Source organism: Faecalimonas umbilicata, from assembly GCF_042846195.1.
GTDB lineage: Bacteria > Bacillota > Clostridia > Lachnospirales > Lachnospiraceae > Faecalimonas > Faecalimonas umbilicata.
In genome coordinates this window covers 582,496-599,083 of sequence record NZ_AP031411.1, presented here as the reverse complement: position 1 = coordinate 599,083, position 16,588 = coordinate 582,496, and the positions used below count along the sequence as shown (strand labels likewise).

General features: G+C 44.5%; 16 protein-coding genes, 1 tRNA gene and 1 pseudogene. 1 reads left to right on the top strand and 17 read right to left on the bottom strand.

What is annotated here, in order from left to right; translation table 11 throughout:
- Nucleotides 1-68: 68 nt before the first annotated feature.
- From ACGG81_RS03030 to ACGG81_RS02970, 13 genes and pseudogenes are all read right to left on the bottom strand, one after another.
- Complete coding sequence (locus tag ACGG81_RS03030) at nt 69-809, bottom strand: NAD-dependent protein deacylase (RefSeq protein WP_390109517.1); 741 nt, start codon at nt 807-809, stop codon at nt 69-71.
- 5 nt (nt 810-814) lie between these two features.
- Nucleotides 815-1,276 carry a MarR family winged helix-turn-helix transcriptional regulator gene (locus ACGG81_RS03025; RefSeq protein ID WP_009263059.1) on the bottom strand — a complete coding sequence of 154 codons (462 nt, stop codon included), beginning with the start codon at nt 1,274-1,276 and terminating at the stop codon, nt 815-817.
- Nucleotides 1,277-1,337: 61 nt separating this feature from the next.
- Nucleotides 1,338-2,411: an NAD(P)H-dependent flavin oxidoreductase gene (locus ACGG81_RS03020; RefSeq protein WP_390109514.1), complete on the bottom strand. Its 1,074-nt coding sequence runs from the start codon at nt 2,409-2,411 to the stop codon at nt 1,338-1,340.
- A gap of 47 nt (nt 2,412-2,458) precedes the next feature.
- Nucleotides 2,459-4,180, bottom strand: a complete 1,722-nt coding sequence (locus ACGG81_RS03015) for an acetyl-CoA carboxylase carboxyltransferase subunit alpha (protein WP_390109511.1) — start codon at nt 4,178-4,180, stop codon at nt 2,459-2,461.
- A 12-nt stretch (nt 4,181-4,192) separates the two neighbouring features.
- Complete coding sequence (locus ACGG81_RS03010) at nt 4,193-5,533, bottom strand: acetyl-CoA carboxylase biotin carboxylase subunit (RefSeq protein ID WP_390109508.1); 1,341 nt, start codon at nt 5,531-5,533, stop codon at nt 4,193-4,195.
- A gap of 16 nt (nt 5,534-5,549) precedes the next feature.
- On the bottom strand, nt 5,550-5,978 hold the full coding sequence (gene fabZ / locus ACGG81_RS03005) for a 3-hydroxyacyl-ACP dehydratase FabZ (protein WP_008976647.1): 429 nt from the start codon (nt 5,976-5,978) through the stop codon (nt 5,550-5,552).
- A 4-nt stretch (nt 5,979-5,982) separates the two neighbouring features.
- Complete coding sequence (gene accB / locus ACGG81_RS03000) at nt 5,983-6,519, bottom strand: acetyl-CoA carboxylase biotin carboxyl carrier protein (RefSeq protein WP_270196352.1); 537 nt, start codon at nt 6,517-6,519, stop codon at nt 5,983-5,985.
- A 49-nt stretch (nt 6,520-6,568) separates the two neighbouring features.
- The gene (gene fabF, locus ACGG81_RS02995; protein ID WP_390109503.1) at nt 6,569-7,804 is read right to left on the bottom strand and encodes a beta-ketoacyl-ACP synthase II; all 1,236 of its coding nucleotides are present in this window, start codon (nt 7,802-7,804) and stop codon (nt 6,569-6,571) included.
- 18 nt (nt 7,805-7,822) lie between these two features.
- On the bottom strand, nt 7,823-8,611 hold the full coding sequence (gene fabG, locus ACGG81_RS02990; RefSeq protein ID WP_320853069.1) for a 3-oxoacyl-[acyl-carrier-protein] reductase: 789 nt from the start codon (nt 8,609-8,611) through the stop codon (nt 7,823-7,825).
- A 73-nt stretch (nt 8,612-8,684) separates the two neighbouring features.
- The gene (fabD, locus tag ACGG81_RS02985; protein WP_009263066.1) at nt 8,685-9,632 is read right to left on the bottom strand and encodes an ACP S-malonyltransferase; all 948 of its coding nucleotides are present in this window, start codon (nt 9,630-9,632) and stop codon (nt 8,685-8,687) included.
- A pseudogene (fabK, locus tag ACGG81_RS02980) lies at nt 9,625-10,566 on the bottom strand (enoyl-[acyl-carrier-protein] reductase FabK); the annotation flags it as partial. The pseudogene fabK and the gene fabD, both read right to left, overlap by 8 nt.
- A 25-nt stretch (nt 10,567-10,591) precedes the next feature.
- Nucleotides 10,592-10,810: an acyl carrier protein gene (gene acpP / locus ACGG81_RS02975; protein WP_008976653.1), complete on the bottom strand. Its 219-nt coding sequence runs from the start codon at nt 10,808-10,810 to the stop codon at nt 10,592-10,594.
- Nucleotides 10,811-10,927: 117 nt separating this feature from the next.
- A complete protein-coding gene (locus tag ACGG81_RS02970) occupies nt 10,928-11,857 on the bottom strand; it encodes a beta-ketoacyl-ACP synthase III (RefSeq protein ID WP_390109499.1) in 930 nt (309 codons plus the stop codon).
- Nucleotides 11,858-11,995: 138 nt separating this feature from the next.
- Between ACGG81_RS02970 and ACGG81_RS02965 the strand changes: the two genes are divergently transcribed.
- Nucleotides 11,996-12,078 (top strand) — tRNA-Leu (locus ACGG81_RS02965).
- Between the two features lie 103 nt (nt 12,079-12,181).
- Here ACGG81_RS02965 and ACGG81_RS02960 read toward each other — a convergent pair.
- The 4 genes from ACGG81_RS02960 to ACGG81_RS02945 all read right to left on the bottom strand — a co-directional run bounded on the left by ACGG81_RS02960 (nt 12,182) and on the right by ACGG81_RS02945 (nt 16,584).
- Entirely contained in the window at nt 12,182-13,378 is a 1,197-nt protein-coding gene (locus ACGG81_RS02960) for an MFS transporter (protein WP_390109496.1), read from the bottom strand.
- A gap of 96 nt (nt 13,379-13,474) precedes the next feature.
- On the bottom strand, nt 13,475-14,365 hold the full coding sequence (locus ACGG81_RS02955) for an AraC family transcriptional regulator (protein ID WP_120105434.1): 891 nt from the start codon (nt 14,363-14,365) through the stop codon (nt 13,475-13,477).
- Between the two features lie 263 nt (nt 14,366-14,628).
- Nucleotides 14,629-15,645 (bottom strand): aromatic acid exporter family protein, encoded by a 1,017-nt coding sequence (locus tag ACGG81_RS02950; protein WP_390109493.1) that lies wholly within the window; start codon nt 15,643-15,645, stop codon nt 14,629-14,631.
- Between the two features lie 141 nt (nt 15,646-15,786).
- Entirely contained in the window at nt 15,787-16,584 is a 798-nt protein-coding gene (locus ACGG81_RS02945; RefSeq protein ID WP_390109490.1) for an SDR family NAD(P)-dependent oxidoreductase, read from the bottom strand.
- Nucleotides 16,585-16,588: the final 4 nt, after the last annotated feature.

Sequence of the window (16,588 nt, the reverse complement as noted above, 5' to 3'; positions counted from 1 at the left end):
TCCTTCTTATGTTACATTCTTATATGAAAAAGAATGGAGATATTCCCCGCCAGATGAATCATCTCAATTTACAGCTGAATCTGTGCAAATACTTCCCCGATTGGCCTGCGGATACAAAGATCTGCCTCCACAGTTCTCGCTGTCTCACTTTTATTAATGACCACAAGATATTTTCCACGGAAATAATCAATAAATCCAGCTGCCGGATAAACAACAAGGGATGTTCCCCCGATGATCAGCATATCTGCCTCGCTGATCGCCCGGATCGCACGCCGGATCACACTGCTGTCTAAGCCCTCCTCATACAGAACAACATCCGGCTTAATGATTCCTCCACAGATACATCTCGGAATTCCTTCTGCTTCCTTCACGGTGGCTGCGTCATAGAACTTTCCACATTTCTGACAGTAATTTCTATGAATGCTTCCATGCAGTTCCAGCACCTGTTCACTCCCCGCTTTCTGGTGCAAACCATCGATATTCTGCGTGATCACCGCAGTCAGTTTCCCCACATACTCCAACTGTGCCAGCTTTTCGTGGGCTGGATTCGGCTCCGCCTCCAAAAACATCATTTTCTCCTTATAAAATTCATAAAATGCCTCCGGATTGCGCACAAAGAAACTATGGCTCACAACCTGCTCCGGGGTATACTTATAATTTTGCTGATACAGCCCGTCTGCACTTCGGAAATCAGGAATCCCACTCTCCGTAGATACCCCTGCGCCGCCGAAAAATACAATTTTTTGACTTTCATCGATCATCTTCTGTAACCGCTCTATCTCGTGTCTGCTTTCCTCTTCCACGAGCATTCCTCCTATTCCTTTTTCTCTCCCTGCTCAATCGGATATTCTCTAAAAAATTCCGACAATTTATCCAGTGTCTTTAAAAGCACCGGCAGTTCCTCTTCCCCGAGACAATTGATCACTGCCTCTGTCATCTTCCGGTGGAATTCCTGATGGTGATAAAATGCCCGCTCTCCCTTTTTGGTCAGACGGATATGAACGACACGCCTATCCTGCTCACTCCGCTCTCTGACTGCATATTTCTTATTCACAAGACTGTTCATCGATGTCGTAAGTGATCCTGCGGTAATATTCAGTTTTTTTGCAATCACAGACATCGTACTTCCTTCCCCCAGCCCGATTGCTTCGATGATATGCATGTCATTGTTACTGATATCTTTGTATTCTTCTGTGATGATCGCCTTTTCTTCCAGCTCCCATATTTCATTAAACAAATGAACGAGAACATGATTGATTGTTTCATATGTATTCACTGTCTCCGGCTCCTTTACCAACATCTTGTTTTTGTCTGCTGCCGACATTCTTATGTTGATATTATACACACGGATTCATCAAAGAAGCAATGACTTCTTTCACGGTTTCTATTTTTTGTGCCCGGTAAGCATATGCTCCACAAAACAGCAGCGCATGTTCAATATCGCCCTTTGCCGCCGCGATCAGCGCATCCGTAATACAATAAGGAATCTCCTGCGGTCTGCAATTTTTAATGCATCCATGACACGGACTGTGAGGGATCTGCTCCCCCGCCATCACTTTCTTCATAAACGAGTTTAAAATCGCACGTCCCGGCATTCCCACCGGACTTTTCACAATAACGATATCCTCTTCTGTTGCATTTAAATATGCTTCTTTATATCGTTGATCGGCATCACATTCTTTTGTTGTCACAAATCTTGTCGCCACTTGTACACCATCCATACCAAGTGAAAGTGCCCGATTTACATCACTGTGATTCTCAATTCCACCTGCCAAAAACAGAGGAATCTTCCTTCCATAGCGCTCTTCGTATTCTCGGACAACATTCTTGATCTTTTTGATTTCCCCGGCATAAGTTTCTACATCATAATATGTAATCTGTTCCTTTGTAAATCCGAGATGCCCTCCGGCAGACGGTCCTTCGATCACAAGCACATCTGCCGTTCGCTGATATTTCTTATCCCAATATTTCAGAATGACTTTCGCTGATTTTTCCGTGGAGACAATCGGTGCAATCTGTACGTTGCTCTCTGCCACATATTTCGAAAGTTCTGTCGGAAGGCCTGCACCCGAAATGATCAGATCTGCTCCGGCACGGACAGCCTCCCGGACATAGTCTTCATAATGGCGCATCGCTACCATAATATTAAATCCAATAATCCCATCCGGCGAGATTGCCCTTGCTTCCTCCATCTCTTTTTCAATTGCACGCAAATTTGCCTTTCTTGCATCTGTGTCAAAATCAGGCTCCTGATACCCTATCTGCGCTGCTGAAATGATACCAATCGCACCTTCTTTTGCCACGCTCCCGGCCAGTCTGCCAAGACTGATCCCGACTCCCATTCCTCCCTGGAGGATCGGAACTTTGAGCTGCTTTTCCCCAATTCGTAATCCTTTTTCTTCTAACTTCATACCTGATACCTATCTCTTTGCTTACTCATTTTCGATGTGTATTTCTCTTACAGTCTCCGGAACCTCTGATATCTTCTTTCTGTGCGCTCTGACTCTTCCATTCCCTGATACGTTTTCAAAAATCTTCTGATATGCTCTCGAAGTTTCTTTGTCACCGGAGCAAATGTCTCACTTGTGAATGCTTCCGGTTCTGCAAAGACCTGCTCTACAATTCCTGCCTCATACAAATCTTTTGCAGTCAGTCGCATAACTTCCGCGGCTTCTTTTGCCCGCTTACTGTCCTTCCACAAAATTGATGCAAACCCTTCCGGTGATAAGATCGAGTAGATTGAATTTTCCATCATCCACACCTCATCTGCTGTCGCCAGTGCAAGTGCACCGCCGCTTCCACCCTCCCCGATGATCACAGAGAGGATCGGAACTTTGAGCGCAGACATCTCATAGATATTTCTTGCAATTGCCTCTCCCTGTCCTCGCTCTTCTGCCTCTAGGCCGCAAAATGCCCCCGGTGTATCGACCAAGCAGAGAACCGGACGATGGAATTTTTCCGCCTGCTTCATCAGGCGCAATGCCTTTCGATACCCTTCTGGTGACGGCATTCCAAAATTCCTCGCAATATTTTCTTTTGTCGTTGTCCCTTTTTCCTGTACGATGACCGTGACTGGTTCCCCACAGAACTGTGCGATCCCGCCGATAACCGCCTTGTCGTCTCCAAAAAGACGGTCTCCATGCAGTTCCACAAAATCATCAAATAACTCCCTGATGTAGTCAGATCCAACCGGGCGATCTTTTTTTCTGGAAACCTGTACACGCTCCCACGGTGTCATTTCCCGTATCTGACACAGTTCCTCCTCTTCTTTCTCGTTTTGCTTTTTGTTCTGCATCTCCTCTGCTTTAGTCTGCGCAGTACGATCTGGTTGTCCCGGATGTAATTTCAAGATTTTTCCCAATGTTTCACGCAGCTTTTCCCGCTCTACAATCTGATCAATGAAGCCATGCTCTAAAAGAAACTCGGCCCGCTGAAAGCCCTTCGGAAGTTTCTGTCCGATCGTCTGTTCAATGACACGAGGACCCGCAAAACCGATCAGCGCATTTGGCTCTGCCAAAATCAAATCCCCAAGCATCGCAAAGCTTGCGGTCACACCTCCGGTCGTCGGATCGGTAAGCACCGAGATATACAGATGTCCCGCATCACTGTGACGTTTTAATGCCGCTGCCGTCTTTGCCATCTGCATTAAAGAAAAAATCCCTTCCTGCATTCTCGCCCCACCGGAGCAGGCAAAGAGAATGACCGGAAGTTTCTCTTTTGTCGCACGCTCTACTGCCCTCGCGATCTTTTCGCCGACAGCCTCCCCCATACTTGCCATGAGAAATCTTCCGTCACAGACTCCAAGTACAACTTTCCTTCCTTCAATCTCTGCCTTTCCAATCACAACTGCCTCATCAAGTCCGGTCTTCTCCCGCACATTCTGTAATTTTTCTTCATACCCCGGAAATCCCATGGGATTTCCATCTAAAATTGCTTCCTCCCACACTTCAAAACTATCCGGATCTACGATTGTCTCAATTCTTCTCCATGCATCCATACGAAAGTACGCATGACACTTTGGACAGATATAATATCCTCTTCTGACATCCTCCGCGATGATTGCAGCTTTACAGTTATTACATTTTCGCAAAAGCCCTTCCGGTACTTCCGGCTTTCTTCCTTCCGTCAGGGAAATATAATTCTTTGCACCGGTTTTCTTAAACATATTTTTCAGCTTCATGTCTTTTCACTCCTACCTCTGCCATTTAGAGATAAATTCAATATCAATCTTTCCGGATTGATAATCCGGATGATTCATAATTTCATACTGATAATCAATATTCGTGTCAATTCCTTCGATGATCACTTCGCCAAGCGCAGTACGCATTTTGCTGATCGCCTGTTCTCTTGTATCTGCATGTACGATCAGCTTCGCCAGCATAGAATCATAATATGCCGGAACTGTATATCCGCTGTAAATCGCCGTGTCAATCCGCACGCCCTTTCCGCCCGGCAGATAAAGATCTGTGATCGTACCCGGAGATGGGCGGAAATTTTTGTCCGGATTTTCCGCATTGATCCTGCACTCAATCGCATGCCCGGAAAGCTTGATGTCCTCCTGCCGGTAAGATAGAGGCAGTCCGGATGCAATCCGTATCTGTTCCTGGATCAGATCGATTCCGGTCACCCACTCTGTCACTGGGTGCTCCACCTGAATCCTCGTATTCATCTCCATAAAATAGAACTGACCATCTCTTTCCAGAAGAAATTCAATGGTTCCTGCATTGGTATAGCCTGCCGCCTTTGCCGCCTGCACTGCCGCCTGTCCCATTCTACTGCGAAGTTCCTCATCAATCACCGCAGACGGTGACTCCTCAATCATCTTCTGATGATTTCTCTGAATCGAACAGTCACGCTCTCCCAAATGGATTGCGTTCCCGTACCAATCTGCCAGAATCTGAAATTCAATATGACGTGGATTTCTCACAAATCGCTCAAGATACATCGTTCCATCTCCGAATGCCATCTGTGCTTCTTTCTGAGCCGTCTGAAAGCTTGCCGCAAATGTCTCGCGGGTTTCTGCCACACGCATTCCCTTGCCGCCGCCTCCAAGCGCCGCCTTGATCATTACCGGATAACCGATCTCCTCTGCAATTTCAGCGCCATGTGAAACGTCTCTTACTGCTTCCTTACTTCCCGGAATGACCGGAACACCCGCTTCTATCATTGTGCTCCGAGCCTGTGCTTTATTCCCCATCTTTTGAATCACTTCAGAGGAAGGACCGATAAACGTAATGTTGCATTTCTCACACAGTTCCACAAATTTACTGTTCTCCGATAAAAATCCAAATCCTGGATGAATGGCATCTGCCCCGGATACTAAGGTGGCACTGATGATCTGCTCCATATTCAGATAGCTTTCTGAAGATTGTGCCGGTCCGATACAGATTGCTTCATCTGCAAGCTGTGTATGAAGCGCCTCCTCATCTGCCTGCGAATACACTGCAACTGTCTCAATTCCCATCTCCCGACATGCCCTTATAATACGCACCGCGATTTCTCCGCGGTTCGCGACTAATACTTTCTTTATCATAGTTCCACCCTTTTTCCTATCCTACCATAAACGTCAGCTCTGCAGTCGCTGCGATTTTCCCATTCACACTTGCTACTGCCTCCCCAATTCCAAGCGGTCCTTTCTGTCTAATGATTTTTGTTTCCAGCTTCAATTGATCTCCCGGAATCACTTTCTCACGAAAGCGACATTTCTGGATTCCTCCGAAATAAGCTGTTTTGCCTTGATTTTCCTCCATGCTCAAAATGGCTACAGCTCCGACCTGCGCCAGTGCCTCCACGATCAATACTCCCGGCATCACCGGTTCTTGCGGGAAATGTCCTTTAAAAAATTCCTCCCGATAACTCACACATTTATATCCGACCGCATATTTCCCCGGCTCATAATCTTCTATATAATCAATCAGAAGAAATGGATGGCGATGTGGAATAATCGCTTCTATTTCCTTTACATTCAATCGTTTCATCTCTCTACTTCCCTTCTACAATTCGAAACAACGGTTGTCCGTAAGAAACCACCTCTCCATTTGCCACATAGATTTCTGCCACAGTACCTGCAAAATCGCTTTCAATGTCATTCATCAGCTTCATCGCCTCCACGATTGCAAGCATCTGCCCTTTCTGAACAATATCGCCCACTTTCACATAAGGCGCTTCTCCCTCTGCCGGAGCTTCATAAAATGTTCCGACAAGCGGTGAGGTCACAATCGTTCCTTCTGGTTCCTCCTGAACTCCCTCGCAGTTCTGTGCCAGATTTTCTTGCTTCTTTTCTTTCTGCGAATCCAATCTGCTTGCCTCTTCCTCTACCATTTTCTTCCCGGAAGTTGCATTTCCAGAGAAACTGATCTGACTTTCCATATCTCCTTCTGCAGTTATACCGGTATGGCATCCAGTCCTTCTTTCTCCTTTTCTAAGAGAGATCTTCACTCCCTTTTCTTCATACTTAAACTGTGTCAGTTCCGATGCAGACACCGCCTGAATCAGCTGTATTAACTGTTCTGTTTCCATTTCTTGTACCTCTTTTCCCAATGACTTTCTGAAAGCGAATCCGATCGTACTAATGATACTTTCTGATCAGAAGTGTTGCATTATGTCCGCCAAATCCAAGTGAGTTACTCATCGCACAGCACACTTCCTGTCTGACAGGCGCACCGAGCACATAATCAAGTGTGCACTCTTGATCTGCCTCCGTAGTTCCCACAGTCTGATGGATAAACCCTTCTTCTATGGATTTGACACAAGTAATAAATTCCACAGCGCCTGCCGCTCCGAGCAGATGACCGATCATCGATTTTGTAGAATTGATCTTAAGTTTATGTGCTGCCTCTCCAAATGCAGCGATCACTGCCCTTGTTTCAAACAAGTCATTGTGGTGGGTGCTTGTTCCATGTGCATTGATATAATCCACCTCTTCCGGCGCAATTCCTGCCTCCTCCATCGCAAGCTGCATTGCCTTTTGGGCGCCGCTTCCATCTTCCGCCGGAGAAGTGATATGAAATGCATCGGCAGTACAGCCATATCCGATGACTTCTGCGTAGATTCTCGCTCCTCTTGCCTTTGCGTGTTCTAATTCTTCAAGCACAACAATGCCCGCTCCTTCTCCGAGTACGAATCCGCTCCGTTCCTTGTCAAACGGGATGGAGGCACGAAGTGGATCTTCTGTTGTTGTCAATGCAGTCAAGGCCGTAAACCCTGCAACTCCGGTCGGACAGATGCAGCTCTCACTTCCACCTGCAAACATCACATCTGCATCGCCATACTGGATTGCCCGGAACGCATCTCCAATCGAATTGGTTCCAGATGCACAGGCTGTAACAACACTTGTACATTTTCCCTTAGCTCCAGTGTGAATCGACACGTTTCCTGCTGCCATATTAGAGATCATCAATGGCACCATGAGCGGATTGACTCTTGCCGGCCCTTTTTCCAGTATCTTTTCATACTCTTTCTCGACTGTCGCAAGACTTCCGATCCCAGATCCTATGATAACTCCTACCCGATACGGATCCTCTTTTTCCATCTCAAGTCCGGCATCGGCACAGGCCTCTTTTGCCGCCGCCACTGCATACTGGGAAAATAATTCCATTCGTTTTGCTGCTTTAAAATCCATATGTTCTTTTGCGGAAAACCCTTTCACTTCCGCCGCAATCTTTACTTTATACTCAGCTGTATCAAACTTTGTGATCGGCCCGATCCCGACTTTCCCCTCTTTGATTCCATTCCAGAATGTTTCCACATTATTGCCGATCGGAGTCACTGCTCCTAATCCTGTCACAACTACTCTTCTTTTCATGTCGTTCTCCCTCATTTTCTACATTGCCATTCCGCCGTCCACACAGAGTACCTGCCCGGTAATATATGCCGCTTCTTCTGTAGCAAGAAATACTGCCGCATGTGCAATATCTTCCACTGTCCCGAAATGCCCCATCGGAATCTGTGTCACCACCGTTTCTCTTACGCGATCGGAAAGTTTTTCTGTCATATCTGTTGAAATAAATCCAGGTGCAATTGCATTCACTGTAATATTTTTTGCCGCCAGCTCCCGCGCTGCCGCTTTTGTCAGCCCAATCACGCCTGCTTTTGACGCAGAATAATTTGTCTGCCCTGCATTTCCCATTACACCGGAAACAGAGGACAGATTGATAATCCTTCCACTTCTCTGCCGGATCATCTGTCTTGCCGCAAATCTCATACAGTGAAAGCTTCCTTTCAGATTTGTATCCACCACACTGTCAAAATCATCCTCAGACAGCTTCATCAACAATCCATCTTTCGTAATTCCCGCATTATTTACAAGAATATCCAGCCTTCCAAACTGTTCGATCACCTTTTTGAAAAATGCTTCGCATGCCTGAAAGTCAGATACATCGCACTGCATGATGGCTGCTTCATTTCCTTCTTCTTCGATACACTTCTGTACTTCCTGCGCTCGCTCTTCCGATCCGTTATAGTTGATCACAACCATTGCTCCTTTTCGGGCAAGTTCCAGAGCGATTGCACGTCCAATCCCACGAGAAGCTCCAGTCACAACCGCAACTTTTCCCGCAAAAATTTCTTTCTGTCCATTTCTTTCCTGATTTTGTTCTTCTTTTCTATCCATCTTTTTTCGTACCAGAGAATGCTATCCTCTCTGCTTCCTTTCTGTCAGATTCTGCCAGGCGCTTTTCTTCCCATTAAAGTTCTCCACATAGATTTACTGCCGAAGCTACTTTATCCACATCTTCAATACAACTAATGTTCATAACCGTGACCGTTCGATTGATCTTCTTTAAAAAGCCTGCCAGTGTCTTTCCCGGACCAATCTCTATAAAAGTATCTACACCATCTTCGATCATCCGCTCCATACTCTGCTGCCATCTGACAGAGGCCGCCACTTGCTCCTTCAGCAGTTCTTTTGTCTTACAAATATCTGTGATCGGTTCTGCTGTCACATTTGTCACATATGGAAGTTCCAGCTCATGGAAGTGGATCTGGTCAAGCACCTCGGACAGTTTTTCTCCTGCCTCTTTTAACATCGGCGAATGAAATGGACCACTCACATTTAGCGGAAGTACTCTCTTGGCACCACACTCCAATAGCTTTTCTTTTGCCGCATCCACACTGTCCGTTTCCCCGGTGATCACCACTTGTCCCGGGCAATTATAGTTTGCGACCGTCACTCCCTTGATCTCCTCTGTTACTTTCTCAATCTGCTCTGCAGAAAGTCCTAGAACTGCTGCCATTGCACCAACTCCCGTCGGCACTGCCTCTTCCATAAGGACTCCTCTTTTTCGTACTGCCCAGACTGCGTCCAGATCAGACATTCCGCCTGCTACTGCGATAGCACAGTATTCCCCTAGACTTAAACCCGCCGTTACATCTGCACGAACACCCTTTTCTTCCAAGGTCCTTGCCATCGCAAGACAAGTGGTCACAAGTGCTGCCTGTGTGTAAGCTGTCTGGTCTAATTTATCATTCTCATCAAAACAAAGAGTTCTGATGTCTATTTCCATTTCTTCTTTTAGCCTCTTAGATGCAGCATCATAAATTTCTGCTGCCCTCTGGCTTTGTTCATAAAAATCTTTTCCCATACCAGTCTTCTGTGCACCCTGTCCCGGGAAAATAAATGCTATTTTACTCATAAAGCTTCGCCCCTTTCAGACACGCTTCCGCCTCGCTCATCAGTTTTTGAATCAATTCCCGACAGCTGAATTCCTCTTTGACAAGACCTGCACTTAATCCTGCCATCAGACTGCCATTGACTACATCTCCTTCCACGACTGCCTTTCTAAGCGCTCCAAGCGTAAGCTTTTCTAATTCTTCAAAAGAAGCTCCTTCTTTTTCCAGCCGAAGGTATTCTTTTGTCATCTGATTTCTCAGTACACGGATTGGATGTCCGGTACTTCTTCCTGTTACTTTTGAATCAATATCTTTCGCTTTGATAATACATTTCTTATAATTCTCGTGCACCACCGACTCCTTTGTCACGACAAAGTGTGTGCCAACCTGCACTGCGGATGCCCCCAGCATCAAGGATGCTGCAACCCCGCGCCCATCTGCAATTCCTCCCGCTGCAATGACTGGGATGGATACTGCATCGGCAATCTGAGGAACGAGTACCATCGTCGTGTTTTCTCCGATATGTCCCCCCGCCTCAGAACCTTCTGCCACAACCGCATCTGCGCCGCACCGTTCCATTCTCTTTGCCAACGCGACGGATGCCACAACTGGAATAACTTTGATGCCCGCATCCTTCCACAGGTTCATATATTTTTCCGGATTTCCTGCGCCGGTCGTCACAACCTTCACACCTTCTTCCGCCACGACTTTCGCTACTTCATCGGCATATGGACTCATCAGCATAATGTTGACCCCAAACGGCTTCTCTGTTCGCTCTTTCACCTTCTGGATCTGCTCCCGCACCCATTCTCCCGGCGCGCTCGCTGCTCCGATCAATCCCAGACCTCCGGCTTCGGATACAGCGGCTGCAAGATGATGCTCTGCAACCCATGCCATTCCTCCCTGAAGAATCGGATATTCAATTTCAAGTAGTTTTGTCACATCTGTTCTCATACGGACACCTTTCCTTTTCCTGTCTTTTTTATTTCTCTAAGTATGCAACAACTGCTCCGATTGTTGTCAGCTGTTCTAAATCCTCTGTCGGAATCTCTCTTCCAAATTCTTCCTCAAAAGCCATAACCATCTCAAATAAGTCAAGGGAATCTGCTCCCAGATCTTCCTTAAAAGATGACTCTGCAGTCAATGTACTTACATCTGCTCCTAATGAATCTGCTACAATTTCTTTTACCTTTTCTAACATAGTGAATATTCTCCTTTTTCTCTTACATCCAGATGGTCTGCATGCGTTTTTCATTTTTTCATTTTATTTGTAATCCGGCAGAAACATCTTTCATTTCTCCGGGAATTACCCTTTTTATTACCACTCAATCAATGTGGCTCCCCAGGAAAGTCCTGCTCCAAACCCTGCCAGCACAATCTTCTGTCCTTGTTTCAGTACACCTGATTGCTTCAGCTCAGCAAGCAGGATTGGAATACTTGCCGAGGAAGTATTTCCATACTCCTGAAGGTTCATTGGGAATTTTTCTACTGTAAGTCCAAGCCTCCTTGCAACTGCCTCTACAATTCTCTGATTCGCCTGATGCAGGATAAAATAATCGATATCTTCCGGTGCAAGCCCCTCCTTCTCTAACAATTCACTGATACATAGAGGCACTTGTCGGACCGCAAATTTAAATACCGCCTGTCCATCCATATGAATATAGTCTGCTCTACTGCCACAGGAGAGCGCCTCCCCCTGTGCCCCGTTTGAATGGAATACCATCGACGGAAAATCGCCCTCTTCTGCCTGAAGTATAGCGGCTCCTGCTCCGTCACCGAACAAAATACAAGTACTCCTGTCTGTCCAGTCCACAAGCTTAGACAAACTCTCGGTTCCTATAACAAGTGCGCATTTTGCAAGTCCCGCTGCAATATAAGTCTGCGCAGTATTGTAAGCAAATAGAAATCCTGTACATGCTGCATTTAGATCAAAACAGACTGCATGTTTCGCGCCAAGTCTCTTCTGCACCTCACATGCGGTACACGGAAGGACTACATTCGAAGAAATCGTCGCTACAATGATCAGATCAATTTCCTCTGCATGGATCTTTGCATCTTCCAGCGCCCTCTCGGAAGCTTTCCATGCCATCGTGACCGTTGTCTCTTCTTCTGATATAATATGTCGTCTTGCGATTCCGGTCCGTTCCCGAATCCATGAATCACTCGTATCCACAAACTTCTCTAAATCATAATTGTCATAATAGTTCTCCGGCACATACGAGCCGGTTCCTGTCACTCTTCCTACCATTGTTTTACTTTTTCTTTCTTATTATTTTGTTTTAAAATATTTTGATATTCAAAGTATATCACAATAATCAATTTTGTCAACATTTTTTTATTTTTCTCTTGCTTTTTCATTTTCCATATGATAAAATACATTTTGTTAGCGGAAATGTCGGAATGGCAGACGAGCTAGATTCAGGTTCTAGTGTGGGTTACCACGTGTGGGTTCAAGTCCCATTTTCCGCATACATTTGAACAGAGATAAAATCATTGGGGCACTTTCCTTTCGGAAGGTGCCCCAATGATTTTATCTCTCAAATTTTCACTTTAAAACGGCATGCCTTTTTGGCTATGCCGTTTTTTCTTTCCTCTTTCCTTTCAGCTGTACAGCCAATCCGACAATCAGTATCAGTGGAAATACAGTCGCAGCAAACAATCCCACTTTGAGATTCCCGCCAAACATATTAGAAACATTTCCTACCATTGCAGGACTGATCGTAGCGCCTAAATCTCCTGCCAGAGCTAAAAATGCAAACATTGCCGTGCCACCCCTTGGACACTTCTGTGACGAAATACTGATCGTTCCCGGCCACATAATCCCAACCGAAAGTCCGCAAAGGGCACAACCTGCCAATCCGATCATTGGTGTTGAAGACAGAGATGCCATCAAATAGCATATTACGCATAACACACCACATACCAACATTGTTTTAGTCAAGTCCAGCTTCTCGCTCATTTTTCCATATACTATTCCGGATATTCCCATAAATACCGCAAACAGGCAAGGCCCCGCCAAATCACCAACCGTTTTAGAAACACCCATCGCAGATTCTGTAAACGAAGATGCCCATTGAGCCATAGACGCTTCAGATGCACCGGAACATACCATAAGCAATATCATCAACCAGAACAACGGCAATCTAAGCAATTGGCTGATCCGCATACTCTTTCCATCTTCCACTAAACGTTCCATCGGACAAGAGATGAAATTGAATGCATTATATAACGGCACCACTGCCCAAATCATTGTAAGTATCTTCCAATTTTCTACACCAAATACTGTAAAAAAGAGGGTGGAACCTAAAATCACACCTACAGCCCCCCAACAATAAAAGGAGTGTAGTAAACTCATCATCCCATCTTTGTTTTCAAAAGGACAAGCTTCCACAATCGGACTTACTAATACTTCAATAAGACCACTGCCCATAGCATAAAGGATGACTGCAATCAGAATACCCGCAAAGGAAACAGGAAGCAGTTCAGGCAGAATAGCCATTGAAACAAGCCCTGCTGCGGATAACACCTGAGACGAAACTACACAGGTACGGTATCCTATTTTGTCAACAAATTTTGTAGCAGCAAGATCAATCAGTAATTGTGTGAGATAGAATACCATCGGAATCAACGCAATCTTTTCAAATCCAATTCCATAAGTGTTCTTAAACGTCAAAAATAACAGTGGAGTGAAATTTGCAGATATCGCTTGGGTAACAAAACCGAGGTGGCAAGCTATAAGTGTTTTTTTGTAGTTTTTTTGTTTTGTCATAACTGCTCCTTTAAAATGAATGTAATATTATAGTCGGATTGCATTATATCATCATATCCAATCAAAACAAAGTCACAAAAGACCCAAATAAAAGCACTATTTACCCAAAGCACGATATTGTCCCGGTGTATACCCATAGGTTTTCCGAAACTGACGGCTAAAGTAGTGTACCGAATTAAAACCACAGGAATAACTGATTTCTTGAAGAGACCGCGTTGTATCTTTTATAAGTCTGTGTGCAACTTGAAGTCGATGCTGAATCAACGCATCCACTGGAGAACATCCTACATATGCGTTAAAGCAACGTCCCGCTTCGCTGCGGCTGATACTGGCAGATCGGGCAATCTCTTCCAGTGTGACGGCTTCTGCATAATGCTCCCGGATATACGAGAGCATCTTTTGGATGCGTATTTGAGTATTGATTTGGATGCGTGTATTTTCTGTTTTAGGTAATTCATCAAAATTCGAAAAGATGCATTGAAATATACTGCTAAGTTCGCGTTGCACAGCCATTTCGTAACATTGCCTTTGTTCAGACATCAGACCGTAAACATTTTTAACCAACTGATTCACTTCATTGTGCCAACTATTTTTTTGATCAAACACAATAAAAGGCAAAGCATCACAGTTTGCGACAGGTTGAATATATTTTTGATAAATATCACTAGTTTCAGATGCAATTAAAGCACCCGAAAAGACAATATTCGGCATCGGATCAGGAATATCGCCAGATAACTGCTTGATTCCATGCAGGATATTTCCATTAACCAATATACTGTCACCTGCTTTCAGTATCACATGATGTTGCCCAACTTGAAAATCCAGCACACCACTTACCGCAGTGGCAATTTCAAAATCAGGATGCCAATGTAAAGGTCCTGCCCAGTTGGGAAGCGCAGCAAGTTCATCACAAAAATATGTAATAGGAAATTTTTCAACATCATGGGGAATTTGTTCTCTCAGTTGATAATCAAGTATGATCGCCATAGTTTATCGCTCCAATTCTATTTATTTCCGATTGTACACAGATAGAGAGGACACACCCTCTTTCGTAATCCAGTATGTCCTCTCTATTATAAGAGAAACTCTTCTCCAAAAGTCAAGCAGTTTTCTTTCCTTATACACTGATTTCTCTAGCGCAAAGAAACAGGCACTTAAGATTGTGGGAAGAAATCTTAAGTGCCCCAAGTTTTTTCATATTTTATTTTACAGAAATGCTGTTCTCTTTTTGACCTACATTTGTGCTTACTCTATTCTTCCCAGTAAATTCTTCTCTGTCGCTCATCCAAGCCTTCCACAAATCTTCGATTAAAAATGAGAAATTCTTCGAGATCCATCAAAATATGGTATAACTTTGCCCGACTCTCAAAATCATCCGTTGTCTTTGGCAATTCATAGTAATGAATTTCATCAAATAATTCATGTAATTTCTCGATCTGTGGAGTAGGATCATTTTTCTCTGTCACAAATGGTCGCAGATAGGAGATGTAATCCGCAACGATATCTGCTTCTTTCGGGATATAACGAATCTTTTTCATCTCATAATGCAGGTTGTGCAACACATTACATTGCTTTGTACGCATTTCAAAATAGTCGATGTAATATCCCGGATGAGACTGAAATGTATTGTTCTGGTATTCATATGCGGCTTCTACATGGTATTCCAATTTCTTCTCCAACGAGATAATATCATCCCACACATTCTCATCCATCGGAATGTTCCGGAGATATTTCTCCAACTCTTCCATAATCTGCTGAAGTTTTCTCTCTACATACCGCATATCTTCCACAAGACTTCTCTGCTGCGCATTATTATAATGAAACAGATTCAACACCGCTGCAAATCCAATCCCGATCAGTACAAGAAGAAATTCATTGAGAATAAATTCCAGACTGAAATCGTGTGTCATCAAAAAATGAGTTCCCGTTACTGCATTGACCGAGATCGTCGCTTTCAATCCCGTCCATTCTGAGAACACAACCAGAAGAAATATAAACAATCCGTATGCCAGCCACTCACTGTCCATATGCTGGAAAAAGGTCCACGCAACAATCACCGACAACAAAAAAGTAATGACCCGATACATCGAAAGCTTCAGTGTATCCCATTTCGTCGGTACAATTGAAAGCAGTGTAATGATCCCTGCCGTCGTTGCATACTCCAAATTCAGTGCCATTGCAATAGAAATCGCCCCACAGCTTCCAACTGCAATCTTCGCTGCTTGAAAAATAATCTTTCCAATCTTAATCTTGTATTCTTTATCCACTCGTTCTCTCCATTTCTTTGTAATTTCTTTATATTATTTTAGCAGTAAGCATCAAAAATTACAAAGATTTTTTCTCTTTTCGTCTCCTTTTATAAGCACATTTGTAAACCTATTTTCCGTTCTTTCTGAAATCACCTTGCTTTATCTTCTATCTGTCCGCTCGATCATATCTCCGTATACCGGTGTAGGCATCCCAAATCCTCCAGAGACATCCATGATCTGCCCTGTTGTATAGGCTGCATCATCACTCGCAAAATAGACAACCGCTGCTGCAATTTCTTCTGGTTCTCCCATCCTGCGGATCGGAGTATGTTTTAGGAAGAACTCACGGAAATCATCTGACAGATTATCTTTGACCGCATCTGTTGCCGTCATTCCCGGAAGCACTGCATTACAGCGGATGTTATCTCTTGCCGCCTGCACTGCGATCAACTTTGTCATATAATTAATTGCCGCTTTGCTCGTTCCATAAGCAATCTGCGAGATATCCGGACGAAGTCCTCCGACGGAAGAAATATTGATAATACTTCCACCGCCCTGCTTTGCCATATGTGGGATCACTGTCTGTACCGGAAGAAATACACTCGCCAGATTCATATCCAATGTTCCAATAAATTCCTCGTATTCTGTACTTTTAATATCCAAATCTTTCTTCGGATTGGATGTTCCGAAATTATTGACAAGAACATCGATCCTTCCTTCCTGGCGGATCACTTCCTCTACCATTGTGCGATAGCTGTCCTTGTCGGAAGCATCGTTAAATACCGTCTTCACTGTATAACCCTGCTCATTTAACTCCTTTGCACGCGCCTCTGCACGCTCCATATTTCTCGCTGCCATATAGACAACCGCTCCTTCTTTTGCACATCTGACTGCACAAGCCAGTCCAATTCCTCTTGTAGAAGCTGTGATCAGTACAACTTTTCCTTTTAAACGCATGTGA

Coding starts and splice junctions, on each gene's coding strand:
- ACGG81_RS03015 (WP_390109511.1), bottom strand. CDS start 4,180: ATGAAGCTGAAAAATATGTTTAAGAAAACCGGTGCAAAGAATTATATT.
- fabZ (WP_008976647.1), bottom strand. CDS start 5,978: ATGAAACGATTGAATGTAAAGGAAATAGAAGCGATTATTCCACATCGC.
- ACGG81_RS03010 (WP_390109508.1), bottom strand. CDS start 5,533: ATGATAAAGAAAGTATTAGTCGCGAACCGCGGAGAAATCGCGGTGCGT.
- fabD (WP_009263066.1), bottom strand. CDS start 9,632: ATGAGTAAAATAGCATTTATTTTCCCGGGACAGGGTGCACAGAAGACT.
- fabG (WP_320853069.1), bottom strand. CDS start 8,611: ATGGATAGAAAAGAAGAACAAAATCAGGAAAGAAATGGACAGAAAGAA.
- accB (WP_270196352.1), bottom strand. CDS start 6,519: ATGGAAACAGAACAGTTAATACAGCTGATTCAGGCGGTGTCTGCATCG.
- ACGG81_RS03020 (WP_390109514.1), bottom strand. CDS start 2,411: ATGAAGTTAGAAGAAAAAGGATTACGAATTGGGGAAAAGCAGCTCAAA.
- ACGG81_RS02955 (WP_120105434.1), bottom strand. CDS start 14,365: ATGGCGATCATACTTGATTATCAACTGAGAGAACAAATTCCCCATGAT.
- fabF (WP_390109503.1), bottom strand. CDS start 7,804: ATGAAAAGAAGAGTAGTTGTGACAGGATTAGGAGCAGTGACTCCGATC.
- ACGG81_RS02970 (WP_390109499.1), bottom strand. CDS start 11,857: ATGGTAGGAAGAGTGACAGGAACCGGCTCGTATGTGCCGGAGAACTAT.
- ACGG81_RS02945 (WP_390109490.1), bottom strand. CDS start 16,584: ATGCGTTTAAAAGGAAAAGTTGTACTGATCACAGCTTCTACAAGAGGA.
- acpP (WP_008976653.1), bottom strand. CDS start 10,810: ATGTTAGAAAAGGTAAAAGAAATTGTAGCAGATTCATTAGGAGCAGAT.
- ACGG81_RS03030 (WP_390109517.1), bottom strand. CDS start 809: ATGCTCGTGGAAGAGGAAAGCAGACACGAGATAGAGCGGTTACAGAAG.
- ACGG81_RS02960 (WP_390109496.1), bottom strand. CDS start 13,378: ATGACAAAACAAAAAAACTACAAAAAAACACTTATAGCTTGCCACCTC.